The organism is Paenibacillus pabuli NBRC 13638, from assembly GCF_001514495.1.
Lineage (GTDB): Bacteria > Bacillota > Bacilli > Paenibacillales > Paenibacillaceae > Paenibacillus > Paenibacillus pabuli.
In genome coordinates, this window is record NZ_BCNM01000003.1 from 62,944 (window position 1) to 77,411 (window position 14,468).

Here is a 14,468-nt window from a genome sequence, read left to right on the forward strand (position 1 = left end):
CGCTTTAGGTTCCGTCTTATCCCGGACCTTTGCGGCGTTTCCATTTTATCGCTTCATTCGTACAATTCCGCGTGTAGATTGATTTATAAAGTTCAATGTGTGTTCTTTAAATTCAGAAGGAGGTAAGTTGTTTATTTCTTCAATAGATTGATCGAGAGTTCGTTTTTGGCGAAATAAAATGGTATTAATCTTTTTTATCATGCTTATATCTTCATTTGAAAATCCGTTTCTTCTTAGACCAATAGTATTAATACCATGTATGTACGAACGCGGACCATCTGCTAAAGAATATGGAACAATATCTTGTGAAACTTTACTTCCCGCTCCAATCATTGCAAACCTTCCAATGTTACACGATTGGTGTACACCAGAACCACAACCAAAAGTGATATAGTCTTCAATATGAACATGTCCGCCAATTTGCACATTATTGACAATGACGTTGTGATCTCCCATCAACACATCATGTGCGACATGAGCATAATTCATAATAAAGTTGTTACTGCCTATTCGCGTGAAACCATCTCCTTTTGATGTGCCTCTACATATGGTGACATACTCTCTCACGGTATTATGATCTCCAATAATGAGATACGACGCTTCACCCTGGTAACTTTTATCTTGTGGAACCGAGCCGATAATAGCACCATGTGAAATAGCGTTATTCTCTCCCATGATCGTGTTAGCTCCTATGATAACGTGACTTCCAATCTTACAACCGCTACCTATTTTTGAGTTTTCTTCAATGATACTGAAAGGTCCGACTTCGACATGGTCTCCAATTACTGCGGTAGGATGAATAATGGCTGAGGGATGTATCATTTCGCACCTTCCTTTGAGTATTATTCTACTTAAATCAGAGAACCGCCCACCCTGTTTATCGTGTAAATCAGCAAACAGCCTCACTCCCTTTGACATTATTTTCACATCCGTATCCTATTCACACGTATTATATCGATTATGATTAGCTGATGTTGTCGATATTTGGAGGGTCAACGAATAACCGATGAGCAGCAAAACAAAAAAACCTTAGCACGTCATCCGAGCTGAGGTTTCTAAACGAACCATTTTTTGTTTTTTTTACGTCTATTTAACGGGATCAATTCAGTGTTTATGTCTGTTGGAATTATACCCCCATAGGCAGATAAAGGGTGAACGTCGAACCAATCCCCATTTCACTCTGAACGGTAATTTTCCCATGATGATCCTGAGCAATTTTCTGACAAAGTGCCAACCCGAGTCCGGTCCCTTCTTCCTTGGTTGTATAGAATGGATTAAAGATCGTTGCCAGTGAATTCTCCGGAATACCGCTGCCTGTATCGGTAATGGAGATCAGCGCTTGGTCTCCATCTTGCAACAGATCAATATGTACCTCGCCGGGATCTGCCATCGCTTCAAAAGCATTACGGATCAGGTTAATCAGAACCTGAACGATCTTGTCACGATCCATGTTGACCACAACTGGCTCACCAGTCATTTTAAGTGTAATCTGGTGCCCTCGCGATGCTGCATCCGATTCGGTTAACGACATGACTCGTTCAAGACAATGTCCCACACCTTCGGGCTTCATGTGATTGGCTTGGGGTTTGGAGAACTGTAAAAACTCGGCTGTCAGATCCGTTACCCGTGTTACCTCACCCATAATGACTTCATACCATGGAGCGATATTAAATGCCTGTCCTCGTGATAACTGCAGAAATCCTCGAATGGCAGTCAGTGGATTGCGGATTTCATGAGCCATGCCAGCCGCCAGCTCACCTACAGCCCGGAGTCTTTCCGAACGGAAGACCTCCTCTTCATTTTTTAGCCATTTGCTGCGCTGCTGCTGGAACAGCCTGTCCTCCGAGAGGGTAATAAATTGCTGCAAGGTCTCAGACATTCCCGGATATGGGGAAATAATGTAGTTTACCTGCAGCCCCTTTAACTCCCCGGTCAACAGTGACGCCATGCGCTCTTCGATATCTTGTATTTCAGGCAGAACCACAGCATACCGATCCCCCGCATATCGGGATACCCCATACGCATCTGCAAATTGCTTCGACACACTCTCGCCTGTGGCTTTGATCACCTGACTCCAGTTATCTTCAACCTCTTTGTCAAATCCGTTGAAATTCTGAATGTTCAAGATAATCAGCAAAAAGGATCGTTGCTCGTCCGCCGTTTTCTTCAGTACATTCATATATCCCTCGTAATTCAGTAACCCGGTGAGCGGGTCGTGGATCGTAAGATAACGATTTTTTTCCCGCAGTCTTCGTTTCTCTGCCTCGCTGTTAACCAAGGCATGATACAAGAAGATAAAGACAATTACTGCCAACATGTCAAACATGGATACCAGCAAATTATATGAATCTATCTTCACGTACGAGAGTCGAATCACGGTATATTCAAACACCATCAACATTGAAAGGGGTAACATCTGCGTGACACGCTGTTTATCCTGAATCATCGACATAATGAGCAGGTAATACAACATATTGCACCAGTTCAGTTCACTGAAATAATGGAATATGCCGAGAAAGATCCAATGGATATAGCGCAGTACAGGATACCGTTTTTCCCCGTATATACTTGCTACAAATAACACACCAGCACATATCATTAACGCAAGATGGGGAGTAAGCCCTAGAAAATAAGAGGACAGGATAACCAGCAGACATCCCAGCGGGAAAATAACCATTTTCATCGTGTAACTCAGCAAACAGCCTCGCCCCCTTTGACAATACGCACATCTAAGATCCTATTTACATGTATTATATCGATTATGATTAGCTGATGTTGTCGATTATTGGAGGATCGCCAAATTCACATGAATGTATAAGTTTATAAATAAAGTAGGACAAACGGTTTATAGGAAAAAGGAGAATGCGAAATATCCTCCAATTCATGATCCGATTGTGATACAATACATTTAATGGATTTATTTGGGATATCACCTTGGTTATGGAGGGGAAATAGTTGATACAACAAAGAAAACCGTTGGGCGTCGGGACCCTTTCTCTGCTTGTGCTTGCTATGGGGTTTGCTTTTAATTTTTCTTGGGGCACTGAAAAGGTACAGATCAGCCACTACTTGTTTAATCTACTGGATTTGCCGATCTATAGCAATGGTCATCAAGGATTTCATATTCCCTTTATGGCAGCTGTCATCTTTTGGTTATCTTCCGTTTTGATCGCACGCAAATATCATTCTCACTTTGGTACAAAAGTGGCATACAAGGTCGGTGGTTTCATGCTGATTCTTAGCGTGATGATCTTTCCACTTTACGGTGTAATATGGGTCATATTCCATTAAAAAAGCATGACACACGCAAAGCCAGCCCCCTGTCATTTCAGAGTGCTGGCTTTGTTTTACCTCTCTATAAGAGATCGAAAGATATTACTGAAAATTGCGTGGCAGGTGCAACCTTTCAAAATCAACTTATATACCCTTCTATTTTTTCGCCATATACTTGCGAATATCGAATGCCACCGCAGCCACAATAATCAACCCTTTAATAATCAGCTGCCAGTAAGGACTTACACCGATAAAGGTCAGACCATAGTTGATGACTCCAAAGATCAGCACCCCTGCCATAACTCCGGGTACCGTACCAATACCACCCGCAGTGGAGACGCCCCCCACTACGCAGGCCGCAATAGCATCCAGTTCATACATATTGCCGTAATTGTTCGTTGCCCCGCCCGTACGTGCGGCTTCCAGCACACCGCCCAGTCCATACAATGCTCCTGCGATGGCATACAGTGCGATCAGGTTGCGTGCCACATGAATGCCGGACACATGCGCAGCCTGAATGTTGCCACCGATGGCATACATGTTCTTCCCGAGGCGGGTCTTGTTGAAAACGACCCAGCAGATCAGCGCAACCGCTATAGCAATCAATACGATATACGGAATGGAATACCCACCGCCAAGATCAATGTAACCAGATCCAATAACGGTAAAATCCGGTCTCAGTCCACCAATCGGTTGGGACTGATTCGGCTCCGTATCAAAATAAATCGAGTTCAGACCATATACCGCAACCATGGTGCCCAGCGTCGCAATAAAGGGTGGAACATGTAATTTGGCTACAATGATGCCGTTGACGAGACCCACTGCCAGGCCCGCGATGATCCCGATGACGATCGGCAATCCCACCCATAAATGTGGCAGATCAGGAAAGAAGCGATTGGCATATTCGTCGATTTGCAGCATGGATGCGGATACGACAGCCGTTAGACCAACGACCCGTCCTGCCGACAAATCGACCCCGCCCGTTACCAGAATAAACGCTGCTCCCAGCGCAATGATGGCCCGTGTGGATGACTGCTGTAATATATCCCGAAGTGTAGAGAAAGCAAGAAAGTGCGGATCGGCAATGGCAATGCCAATGACGAGCAGGATCAGCACAATAAAGATCGCGCGCTGCGCCACATACTGCTTCACCTGATTGATAACCTGTGTATTCATGTGTTCCCTCCTGACTAAGCCATCCGCTGCTGTGCGGCCAGCCTCATGATATCCTGCTCTGTTGCCTCGGCGCCATCCACGATTCCGGTGAGCCGCCCTTCGCTCATGACCATAATTCGATCTGACATCCCCAGCAGTTCGGGCATCTCCGAGCTGATCATAATAATGCTTTTGCCTTGACGGGCCAGTTCCGTAATAATGGTGTAGATTTCAAATTTGGCGCCCACATCAATTCCACGCGTCGGTTCATCGAGCAATAGAATCTCCGGGTCGGTCAATAACCATCTAGCGAGAAGTACCTTCTGTTGATTCCCACCAGACAGGTTGCGAATCAGCGTGTTAACCGAAGGCGTTTTGGTTCTGAACTTCTGAGTTTGCTCGTGTGCCTCCTCTCGGCCCTTCTTTTCATCCAGCAGACCCACCCGATTCCGGTAACGTCCAAGACTCGCGATAATCGTATTTTCATACACAGACAACACTGGAAAAATTCCTGTGACTCTGCGCTCCTCGGTTAGCAGGGCAATGTTATGACGCTTCGCTGCGGCCGGTGACTTGATCTTTACCTTGCGTCCATGAATCGAGATCGTCCCTGAGGAAAGTCCGCGCAAGCCAAACAGCGACTCAATCAATTCCGTTCGCTGTGCCCCAACAAGACCGCCAATTCCCAGTACTTCGCCTTTCCGCAATTCAAACGTCACATCCCGGAACGAATTCGGCTGGCTGGAGGTTAAGCCCTCTGCCTTCAAAATCACTTCTCCAGGTACGTTCGTCCGTTCCGGGAACCGTTCATCCAGATCACGTCCAACCATGCGGGTAATGATCAGGTCTGTCGTTAAATCGACGGCAGCCCAGGTCCCGACTACAAAGCCATCCCGCATAATCGTAACCTCATCCGAGATCGTCAGAATTTCCTCCATCTTGTGCGAAATGTAGATAATAGAAACCCCACGACTGCGCAGCTGATTGATTATGGCGAAGAGCTGGTCCACTTCCTTGCCCGTGAGCGAGGACGTTGGCTCATCCATCACGATGACTTTGGATTGAAAAGAAACCGCTTTGGCAATTTCCATCGACTGTATTTTGGAAACGGATAGGGTTCCCGCCTGAGCCTTGGGATCAATATCCAGATTGAGATCCTTGAACAAGGCCAGTGTATCGGCATACATTCGTTTCTCATCCACCAGCAGCCCCCTCATCGGAAATCGTCCCAGCCAGATGTTCTCCATCACCGGACGATGAGGTACCGGGTTAAGTTCCTGATGAATCATCGATATACCATGCTGAAGCGCCGCCTTCGAACTTGGAATCTCCACCTCGTTGCCGTCTATCCGAATCGTTCCTTCATCCGGGCGATACATACCGAACAGGCACTTCATCAGCGTGGATTTACCCGCTCCGTTCTCTCCCATCAGCGCATGAACCGTACCCGGCTTCACCTTCAATGTAACCTGACTCAGTGCCTGCACACCCGGAAATGCTTTGGATATTCCGTCCATCTCCAGCAGGTAAGGTGATTCCATCTTTCATCCTCCCTTTCCATATACCCGGCAAAAAAAGGACGCCATCTCATGACGGACGTCCCTGGTTGCTGCTGTTATTGGGCGTCGGCAATGTTGTCTTTCGTAATTTTTTTGTAAGCAATCCAGACGTATTTGCCATCCGTAATGTCATAACCCGTATTTTCCTTCGTTGGTGTCTCACCCTTCGCGAGTACGGAAGCGAGTGCAACCGTCGCAGCTCCTTGGTTCTTGGCATCGTTCAACACCGTGCCCAGCATCGTACCATCCTGAAGAGCCTGAATGGCTGGAGCCGTCGCATCTACACCGACAACCGGCATCGTTTTGCCGTCTTTGAAGTATCCGGCTGCTTTCAACGCTTCAATGGCTCCAAGGGCCATGTCATCATTGTTCGCCAATACCGCTTCAATCTTGTCTCCGTGGGAGGCAAGGAACGCCTGCATTTTCTCCTGGCCTTTGACCCGGTCCCACATCGCCGTGTCTTCCGCCAGCGCTTCCACTTCAATACCGGCATCCTGAATGGCCTGAACAGAATATTTGGTCCGCAGCTCTGCATCTTGGTGGCCTGGCTCGCCTTTCAGCATGACGTATTGCAGCTTGCCGTCCCCGTTTTTATCTGCCTCCGGGTGGGCCTTCCAGTAGTCCACAATGAGCTGACCGGAGATCGTGCCGGACTCTTCCGCCTTGGCTCCAACGTAATACACTTTATCCCACTTGTTCATGTCTTCGGCAACCGGCTCACGGTTCAGGAAGACGACCGGAATGCTTGCGGCCTTGGCTTTATCGATGATGACACCTGCTGCGGTCCGGTCAACCGGATTGACGGCCATTGCATTGTACTTCTTTGATACAAACAGATCGACTTTTTCATTCTGGGTTGGCTGTGCGTTCTGGCTATCCACGATATCGAGTGTGGCTTTGCCTTCTGCTGCTGCGGTCATTGCATTCCGCACACCCGTCATGAACGTGTCATCGAATTTATAGATCGCCACGCCAATCTTCGGCGTTTCCGTTCCTGCCGCCGCCTGACCTCCTGTATCTGTTCCTGTGCTGCCGCCTGCACTGTCTCCACCACTGCTGCACCCCGCCGCCGCAACCATACACGCTGTAAGCAACAATGTCATCCACGTTTTCTTCATATCCTAATGACCTCCCCCAAGTTCATTCGGCTTTACCGATGTCTTTATTATGAAAGGGTTTACAATAAATTCGAATACAAGATCTTCCTCTGTTTTATCGAAATCTTCCTGAATTGAACCTTCATTGTACAAAAGGGAACAACAGCTTCTGATTATCCATCCAGAACATATTGTCCGTACTGACCAATTTCGTTTCAAGCGTCACCCTCGCTTGCACCTGTTGATTGTTCAGTCTCGCAACGGCCTGATTCACGCCAAGATATCCTGCACTGAATCCGTTTTGTACAATTAAGTGCTGTATCTTGCCTTCTTGCAACTGCTCCAGCTGCTGCTGCTCACTGCCAAATCCTACAATCTTCACCTTACTCCCATTGTTTCCAGACGTACGCCGATTCAGTTCATCGGCTGCGCCCAGAGAAGCAGGTTCCTGAAGGGCAATGAAACCATCCACCTGCTGCTGGTCAAGCAATTGCTTTGCCGCCTGCCAGCAACTATCCCGGGTACTGCATACAAATCGAGGCTCCACATGAATGTCCGGATACCGGGCCAGTGATTCCTCCACCCCTTGCTCCCGATCCATTAGACCCGGGTTGACCGGATCTGGACCGAGCAAAGCTATACGTCCCCGTCCTTCGAGAAGATCAGCCATGGCCTGGCCCGCCTGCCGTCCAGCCTCGATGTTATCCATCGAGATGACACTTGTAATACCTTTTACAGGAAATTCGTCGTTCAACACCATTACAGGAATAACCACTCCGTTGGCATTCATGGTCTGCGCCTTCTGGATAACGTTGCTGAGTACCCTCTCACTCAAAGGATCAATCAACAGTGCCGATACACCCTGTTCCAGTGCCAGTGATACGGCATCGACCTGAGCTAGTTCACGTTCGCTCAGCGGATAAGTCCCATTGGGGAAATGCTCTTGGTTAACCTTTCGCTGTCCTGCTGCAAAATCGGGGTTAGATGGTGCGTAAGTAACCCCTGCGGATGGGAAAGCCTCCACCGTAATCAGCTCCGCCCCCGTCTCCTTGGCAGCTGCTTCAGCGCCAAGCCTTATTGCTTCCGCCAGTTCACCTGTTCCGGCTGGCGTAATCAGTGCAATACGCGGCGACGATCCAGCTGAATCCGTATTCGACATACTGCATGCCATACATATTAACAAGCAGCACATTACAGCTGTCATTGCCATCCAACGAAGCATAGGGGCTCGGACTCCCCCACTCTTGGTCGCATTCGCCTTGTTGATTCGCTTGGACCACTTGGTATCCCGTTCCCTTTTATGGTTCATCATGAGTATCGTCCTCCTCCCGTTCCCATTGAATCGGAATCCGAATCCAGACGGTTGTGCCTTCTTCAAGCTCACTATCAAACTCAAGACCGTAAGCCTCGCCATAATAGAGCCGAATCCGATCATGCACATTACGCACAGCTACACCTGAGCCTGCTCCACTTTTGACGATAGGACCGCCCACCAAAAGTTTTGACATCTGCTCTTCTGTCATGCCGACGCCATTATCCGTAATTCGGAATACCAACTTGTCGTCCTCCCGGTATACCCGAATTTCAATACATCCCTCGTCCATATGATACTCAATGCCATGCACAATGGCATTTTCAATGAGTGGCTGGAGCACCAGCTTAAGTGTGAGACAGTCCAGCGTATCCTCATCGGCGTCCATCCTGAAATTGAATTTCCGCTTGAACCGCATCTGCTGAATCGTCAGGTAATGATGGGCGTGCTCCAGTTCTTCCCTGACCGTAATAATCGTTTTGCCTTGACTGAGACTGATCCGAAACAATCGGGATAACGAAGTAATCATCGTAATGACTTCTTCATTCCGGCTCATGCCCACCATGCGCACGACCGAATTCAACGTGTTGTACAGGAAATGCGGATTGATCTGAGCTTGCAAAGCCTCCAGTTCGAGACGACGTTTCTGTTCCTGTTCATGAATGATTTCACCCATCAAGGTACGGATTTTATGGACCATCAGGTTAAAGCGGCGGGATAAACGTTCCACTTCCAGCGGCCCCTCGATGGGCAGCTCCACGTTAAAGTCTCCTCGCTCCACCGCCTTCATCTTTCGTTCCATGCGCCGGATCGGACGTGTCAGACTGGAAGAGAGAAATAGTGAGACGAGGATGACCAGCACCAGTACTACCAGCAGTACCCGAATAAGATATCCGTTGACCTCCTGGCGGGTTGTCATGATCTCATCCAGATAGGCGACACCAACAATTTTCCATCCGATATTGGCAACTGATTTGACGGTATTCAGCCTTTTCTGGCCGTCCGCCTCATCTTCATAACTGCCTGTTGCCACCAGCGCCTGTTCGATATTTTCACGTTTAAGCCCCATATACATTAATTGTTGCTGCGGATGGTACACGATATTGCCTGCACTCTCGTCGATAATATAGACGTATCCCCGCTTCCCCAGACTGACCCGGCGGCTCAGTTCGTCCATCTGTTTGAAGTTGATATCCACCAGCAGAATGACCTGCCGATCTTGACCATTTTGGCTTACGGTAATGCCTTTGCTCATGGAAACGACCCATTTGTATGGGCCTGTGTACATGTTCTGGATATGAGGCAGCGAGAAGCTAAGGTGATCCGGCACTCGGAGCGCAGATTGAAACCACCCTTGCTGAGTCACATGGGCACTTGATTTTAATTCGGCGGAAGGTCTGTTCTTGAGCAATTGCCCTGTTGAATCCAGCAAAGTAATGGAAATGATATCTTCACGGCTGCTAAGCAGTGTGTCGAGCTGTTTGTCTACCTGCTCTCCTTCCCACGTACCGTCCCGCAGCATATGTTCTTCGATGGCTCGGTATAGATGCGACATGCTGCGAACATATTCCTCCAGATTGTAGCTCACCTGATCCACGATCTGTCTCGTCGTCAGCTCCGCACTTCGTTCCGCAGCCTGTGTGAATTTGTCATGCAGCAGCATCGCCATAATGGTCAGCACCAGTACGATGAAGACGGAGAAGGACCACGTAATAATAAAGCGGATACTGCTGACTCTCGATGAACGCAGCCTGGACCGTAGCTTGAGCCAAAGGGATCTTATCCATCCGGCAAACGATCTCATAAGCTTGTGCCTTCATTAGCTGTTATTGCAGTCTGTTTGCGATATTCTTTAGGCGAGATGCCAATATGTTTTTTGAAGCAAAAACTGAAATAATTCGGTTCCGCAAAGCCTACCTGAGCAGCAATTTCAAACGACTTCATCTCCGTGGAGCGAAGCAGCTCTTTCGCCGCCTCCATCCGGATTTGCATCAGATATTGCAGGAAGGTCAGCTGTACTTCTTTTTTGAAAATGCCACAAAAATAACCGGAGCTAATATGCAAGTGCCCGCATACCTTCTGAATGGACAGATCGGGATCGGCATAGTGTTCTTTGGTAAACGACAAAGCCTGTTCCACAATATCCTTGTATACATGCTGACGCCCGCTGGCAATCCGATGCTGTACAAGCAGACAGACCTCCCGCACCTTGCCTCGTGCCTCGGACAAACCGGGCAACCGGAACAAATCGGTGTACAGCTGAAACCCAGCACCGAAGATATCCTCCATTGCCTCGCCCGATGCCTGCGCTGCCTTCCAGACGTTCGTTAATACTTCAATTAAATACAGCTGAATGTCACTTCGCCCATGTTCTACCGTAATTTCCCGGAAAATGATCTCCAGCGCTTCCTCCAGCTCCGCCTGCGTACCCGCTTTCAGACAACGGGTCAGCGTCTGCTGCTTCAATTCGTCAAAACGCAGCCTGCCAGCCGTCTGGCGCTCCACATCCGCAATGTATATGAGCGAATCCGTACCCGGCACAAGCCGGTAATCCAGCGCAAGTAGTGCATCCTCATAGGCATGCTTCACACCTGCCAGTGTGTTCACAATCTGTCCCGATCCCACCGTTGCAGGAATGCGCAAGTAGTGATTGATGCTGCGCATTACATTTTCCAATGCCTGCTGCTGTCGTTTCTCCCCATCTTCTCCACCCCACCGGTCCACATAAAGCAGAACAATCGCCTCCTGGTGCATAAAGGCATGTCCGGCCCCGTGTTCCGTCCAGACTTCTGCGGCAATGTTCAACGCAGCAAACTGCTTCAACTCTGCATCCTCGGATTGTTCTCCGTCCATATGCAGGGTCAATACGGATACACCATAGCGTTTACCATGCAGATCCAGTCCGCATTGCTTTGCTTTGCCATGAATATATTCCGGTGATTTCTGCCGGTGCAGCAAAGTCGCCATCAGATCGGCCTGTAACAGGGGCAGGCTTGTATAATAATGGTCGCGCAGCTGCTGTACATCCTCTCGCTCGGCCACTTCAAGCGCCATCTGCGCACGCAATCTGGTAAGCAGTTCTGTCAAATGGCCCGCCGAGAAAGGCTTCAGTAAATATTCATCCACACTCAGCGAGACCGCTTGCCGGGCGTAGTCAAATTCATCGTATCCAGTCAAAATCACCACTTTCACGAGCGGATTTCGCTCCCGCAACCTTCGGGCAAGCTCCAATCCATCCATAAATGGCATGCTGATATCCGTTACCACAATATCCGGCTCTACCCGCTCAGCCATTTCCAATGCTTCCCGACCATTCTCCGCGAGACCAACAATGCGCAGATCGAGTGCTTCCCAATCTACCTCTACGACCAACCCTTCGCGTACATCCTCTTCATCATCCACCAGCAATACCCGGTACACGTGCGGATTCCTCCTTTTATTTAACAGGCCAGAAGCCCAAGCAATAATGTATATGTCGATCTGATCCAAGGTTGCCATCATAATATACAATATAAATTTAAATATGTAATCGCTTACTTTTAAGATGTTAGGATTGATATAATAGGCGCTCAAACGAAAACATGGTAAATTATTGAAAAGGGTTAATGATGAAATAGAAAAGGAGTCTATTAACGATGAATGACTTGAAATCCGGAATGATAACGACCGGTCTTGCGGCAATATTAATCTGTAGTGGTGCAATCACGGAGACGATTCGAACAGATCGATTTGAGGCATCCACCGAGTCTTCTCATTGGGAGAACCAACCTCAGGAACTTCAGGAGAAGTTATCAAAATCATGGAGGGGAGGATTAGACGCGATACGTAATACGTTGAATGAGGATGGTGAGAAAGAGAATCTAACGGAATGGAAACTGTTCTACAGCTTGGAAGATGCATTAACCGCTCTCCCCCATAAAGAGCAGTCTTCCTTCATCGCCGCCTATTACAGTAACGAACGAAGAACCATGCTGGAGAACGGAGATATCATGCCTGCTCTGCTTATACATCCCGATCATACAAAGGCGATCCAGTTTTGGGAAAAGCATGATGGAACCTATGCCATTATGACGTTAGAACCGCAGATCAATGAAAACAACAAGCCTGAATGGTTTGTAAGTCATTCGCGGATAACCAAACAGCCCTCATCCACTTGAAGTGGTCAGGGCTTCACTCATCCTACATCAGTCAATCACAAAGGATTCATTATAAACAGTACTTTAATGAGGTTCCGATTCTCCATCTTCTGCTGACGAAGATCGATTGGCATTTAACCCTTTCATATAAATCATCGTTGTGTCGGGATTAATATGCCCCATCATTTGCGCCAAAAGATGAAGCGGCGTGCATTCTGCCATGGCGTATCCGAACCGATGACGCAGATCATGGGAACTTAACCCTTCCAGCCCGGCTGGTTTCATCACCTTTTTAATCAAATGCCGCAGCGCCCTCTCTGTTAATCGATCGCTTGTTTTTTCTGAAGGAAAAAGGTAAGGGCTATCCGAATCAAGTCCAGCCATATATATCTTTAACAAAGCAATACAGGTCATGTTCAGCGGAATTGTCCGTTGAGCATTTCGTTTATCTGCCCGCACAGTGAGCTGCCCACTTCGTTCTCCCAATTCAATGTCACTCGGCATCAGATTGCATACCTCCATCGTCCGCAAACCCGTATGAAACATGAGGGTAAGGATGGTTTGGTCTCGAAGCGAGCTGCCGCTTTCGACCGCAGAGAGGAATGCTTGTTCCTCGGCAGCTGTCATCCGGCGGGGACTAACCTTGTCTTCCGGAATGAATTTCAGAGGCTTGGACGGATCCAGATTGATTTTGGATTCGGCTACCGCCCACTTGAAAAAACGCTTGAGTGTAATCAATCTGCGATTAATGGTAGATGGCTTCAATTGCAATACCTTTTCTGAATCTTCCCGGTAATGGACCAAAGTGGATGTATCCACGTCTTCGATTCGAAATGAAATTTCTTCACTTTGAGTATCGTTTCCCTTATACCATTCCGTAAAATGTTTCAAATCACTCGCGTATTCCTTCAAGGTTTTGGGAGTCAATTCTCCCTGAATCGTAAGCATATGTATGAATTCCTGAACAACCATTTCCCCTTGTACCGACGTACCAGATCCCTTATCCATTAGAAAAAACCTCCAAATCTTGACTTATATTAGCGGACATGGTATTATCATATTAATCGATACATTAGCGGACATCAAGTCTGTGGTTAGAATATACCTGATAAGCGTTAATTTCTAATTAACCTTTTCAAAATGGTCGTTTAAAAAACTTATTTTTTGGAGGAACTACATGCAAACAGGTACAGTGAAATGGTTTAACGCGGACAAAGGATTTGGCTTTATCGAAACTGAAGAAGGAACAGACGTATTCGTTCATTTCAGTGCAATTCAAGGCGACGGTTTCAAAACATTGGACGAAGGACAACGCGTTCAATTTGAAGTAACTCAAGGTAACCGTGGTCCACAGGCTGAGAACGTTACTAAAGTTTAATTATATTAAGGCTGCCTTGTACAAGGCAGCTTTTTGTTTTATTACACGAGCATGTTGCATAAATCAACAAGAGCGTCTTTTCACTCAGCAATTAATCCAAAAACGTAAAGTGAGGTATGACCAATGGATAAAGAACAATTGATCACAGAAGTAGCCAAAAACGGCGGATTCTCCAAAAAGAACGCTGAAAAAGCAGTAACCGTTGTACTGGATTCCATATTGGAAGCTCTAAAAGAAGGCAAAGAAGTTCAACTGGTTGGATTCGGAAAGTTCGAAGTGCGTAATCGTGAAGCACGTATGGGCAAAAGCCGGAGAACCGGTAAAGAAATTCAACTTCCCGCAGGTAAGGTTCCTGTATTTACAGCAGGATTAACGATGAAAGAAGCTCTGAACTAAACAGCAACAACACGATTGGAAAAGAGGTTTTTATTCAAACACACAACGAACATTTTGATGTAGATGTCGTGTTTTCTACGGTTGATGATATCATTAACTTTTATTCCGGCAAGCATACGAACCAGAATAACGCGGAAGATCACACCCATTTAACACCCCCAG

The 14,468-nt window shown here is 47.4% G+C and carries 13 protein-coding genes; 4 read left to right on the plus strand and 9 right to left on the minus strand.

What is annotated here, in order from left to right; genetic code table 11:
• Nucleotides 1-45: 45 nt before the first annotated feature.
• Together lpxA and PPA03S_RS05805 are read right to left on the minus strand one after the other, a co-directional pair.
• Nucleotides 46-918 (minus strand): acyl-ACP--UDP-N-acetylglucosamine O-acyltransferase, encoded by an 873-nt coding sequence (lpxA, locus tag PPA03S_RS05800; protein WP_217998921.1) that lies wholly within the window; start codon nucleotides 916-918, stop codon nucleotides 46-48.
• 208 nt (nucleotides 919-1,126) lie between these two features.
• Nucleotides 1,127-2,698 carry an ATP-binding protein gene (locus PPA03S_RS05805; protein ID WP_245683524.1) on the minus strand — a complete coding sequence of 524 codons (1,572 nt, stop codon included), beginning with the start codon at nucleotides 2,696-2,698 and terminating at the stop codon, nucleotides 1,127-1,129.
• 257 nt (nucleotides 2,699-2,955) lie between these two features.
• Between PPA03S_RS05805 and PPA03S_RS05810 the strand changes: the two genes are divergently transcribed.
• Complete coding sequence (locus PPA03S_RS05810) at nucleotides 2,956-3,291, plus strand: hypothetical protein (protein WP_062320792.1); 336 nt, start codon at nucleotides 2,956-2,958, stop codon at nucleotides 3,289-3,291.
• A gap of 138 nt (nucleotides 3,292-3,429) precedes the next feature.
• Here the strand turns inward: PPA03S_RS05810 and mglC are convergent, their stop codons facing one another.
• From mglC to PPA03S_RS05840, 6 genes are all read right to left on the minus strand, one after another.
• A complete protein-coding gene (gene mglC / locus PPA03S_RS05815; RefSeq protein WP_062320794.1) occupies nucleotides 3,430-4,449 on the minus strand; it encodes a galactose/methyl galactoside ABC transporter permease MglC in 1,020 nt (339 codons plus the stop codon).
• 14 nt (nucleotides 4,450-4,463) lie between these two features.
• Nucleotides 4,464-5,969, minus strand: coding sequence for a sugar ABC transporter ATP-binding protein (locus tag PPA03S_RS05820; protein ID WP_062320796.1), 1,506 nt, complete (start codon nucleotides 5,967-5,969; stop codon nucleotides 4,464-4,466).
• A 74-nt stretch (nucleotides 5,970-6,043) separates the two neighbouring features.
• Nucleotides 6,044-7,105 carry a galactose ABC transporter substrate-binding protein gene (locus tag PPA03S_RS05825; RefSeq protein WP_062320799.1) on the minus strand — a complete coding sequence of 354 codons (1,062 nt, stop codon included), beginning with the start codon at nucleotides 7,103-7,105 and terminating at the stop codon, nucleotides 6,044-6,046.
• 121 nt (nucleotides 7,106-7,226) lie between these two features.
• Nucleotides 7,227-8,396, minus strand: a complete 1,170-nt coding sequence (locus PPA03S_RS05830) for a substrate-binding domain-containing protein (protein ID WP_062320801.1) — start codon at nucleotides 8,394-8,396, stop codon at nucleotides 7,227-7,229.
• Nucleotides 8,383-10,200 carry a cache domain-containing sensor histidine kinase gene (locus PPA03S_RS05835; protein ID WP_082704019.1) on the minus strand — a complete coding sequence of 606 codons (1,818 nt, stop codon included), beginning with the start codon at nucleotides 10,198-10,200 and terminating at the stop codon, nucleotides 8,383-8,385. Before PPA03S_RS05835 ends, PPA03S_RS05830 begins: the two co-directional genes overlap by 14 nt.
• Entirely contained in the window at nucleotides 10,197-11,816 is a 1,620-nt protein-coding gene (locus tag PPA03S_RS05840) for a response regulator (protein ID WP_062320803.1), read from the minus strand. Before PPA03S_RS05840 ends, PPA03S_RS05835 begins: the two co-directional genes overlap by 4 nt.
• Nucleotides 11,817-12,031: 215 nt before the next feature.
• Here PPA03S_RS05840 and PPA03S_RS05845 point away from each other — a divergent pair, with 215 nt between their 5' ends.
• Entirely contained in the window at nucleotides 12,032-12,553 is a 522-nt protein-coding gene (locus tag PPA03S_RS05845) for a hypothetical protein (protein ID WP_062320804.1), read from the plus strand.
• A 63-nt stretch (nucleotides 12,554-12,616) separates the two neighbouring features.
• On the opposite strand, the gene PPA03S_RS05850 is transcribed toward PPA03S_RS05845, so the two are convergent.
• The gene (locus PPA03S_RS05850; protein WP_062320806.1) at nucleotides 12,617-13,540 is read right to left on the minus strand and encodes a tyrosine-type recombinase/integrase; all 924 of its coding nucleotides are present in this window, start codon (nucleotides 13,538-13,540) and stop codon (nucleotides 12,617-12,619) included.
• A 169-nt stretch (nucleotides 13,541-13,709) separates the two neighbouring features.
• Here PPA03S_RS05850 and PPA03S_RS05855 point away from each other — a divergent pair, with 169 nt between their 5' ends.
• Together PPA03S_RS05855 and PPA03S_RS05860 are read left to right on the plus strand one after the other, a co-directional pair.
• Entirely contained in the window at nucleotides 13,710-13,910 is a 201-nt protein-coding gene (locus PPA03S_RS05855) for a cold-shock protein (RefSeq protein ID WP_062320808.1), read from the plus strand.
• A gap of 123 nt (nucleotides 13,911-14,033) precedes the next feature.
• Nucleotides 14,034-14,306 carry an HU family DNA-binding protein gene (locus tag PPA03S_RS05860; protein WP_053783990.1) on the plus strand — a complete coding sequence of 91 codons (273 nt, stop codon included), beginning with the start codon at nucleotides 14,034-14,036 and terminating at the stop codon, nucleotides 14,304-14,306.
• Nucleotides 14,307-14,468: the final 162 nt, after the last annotated feature.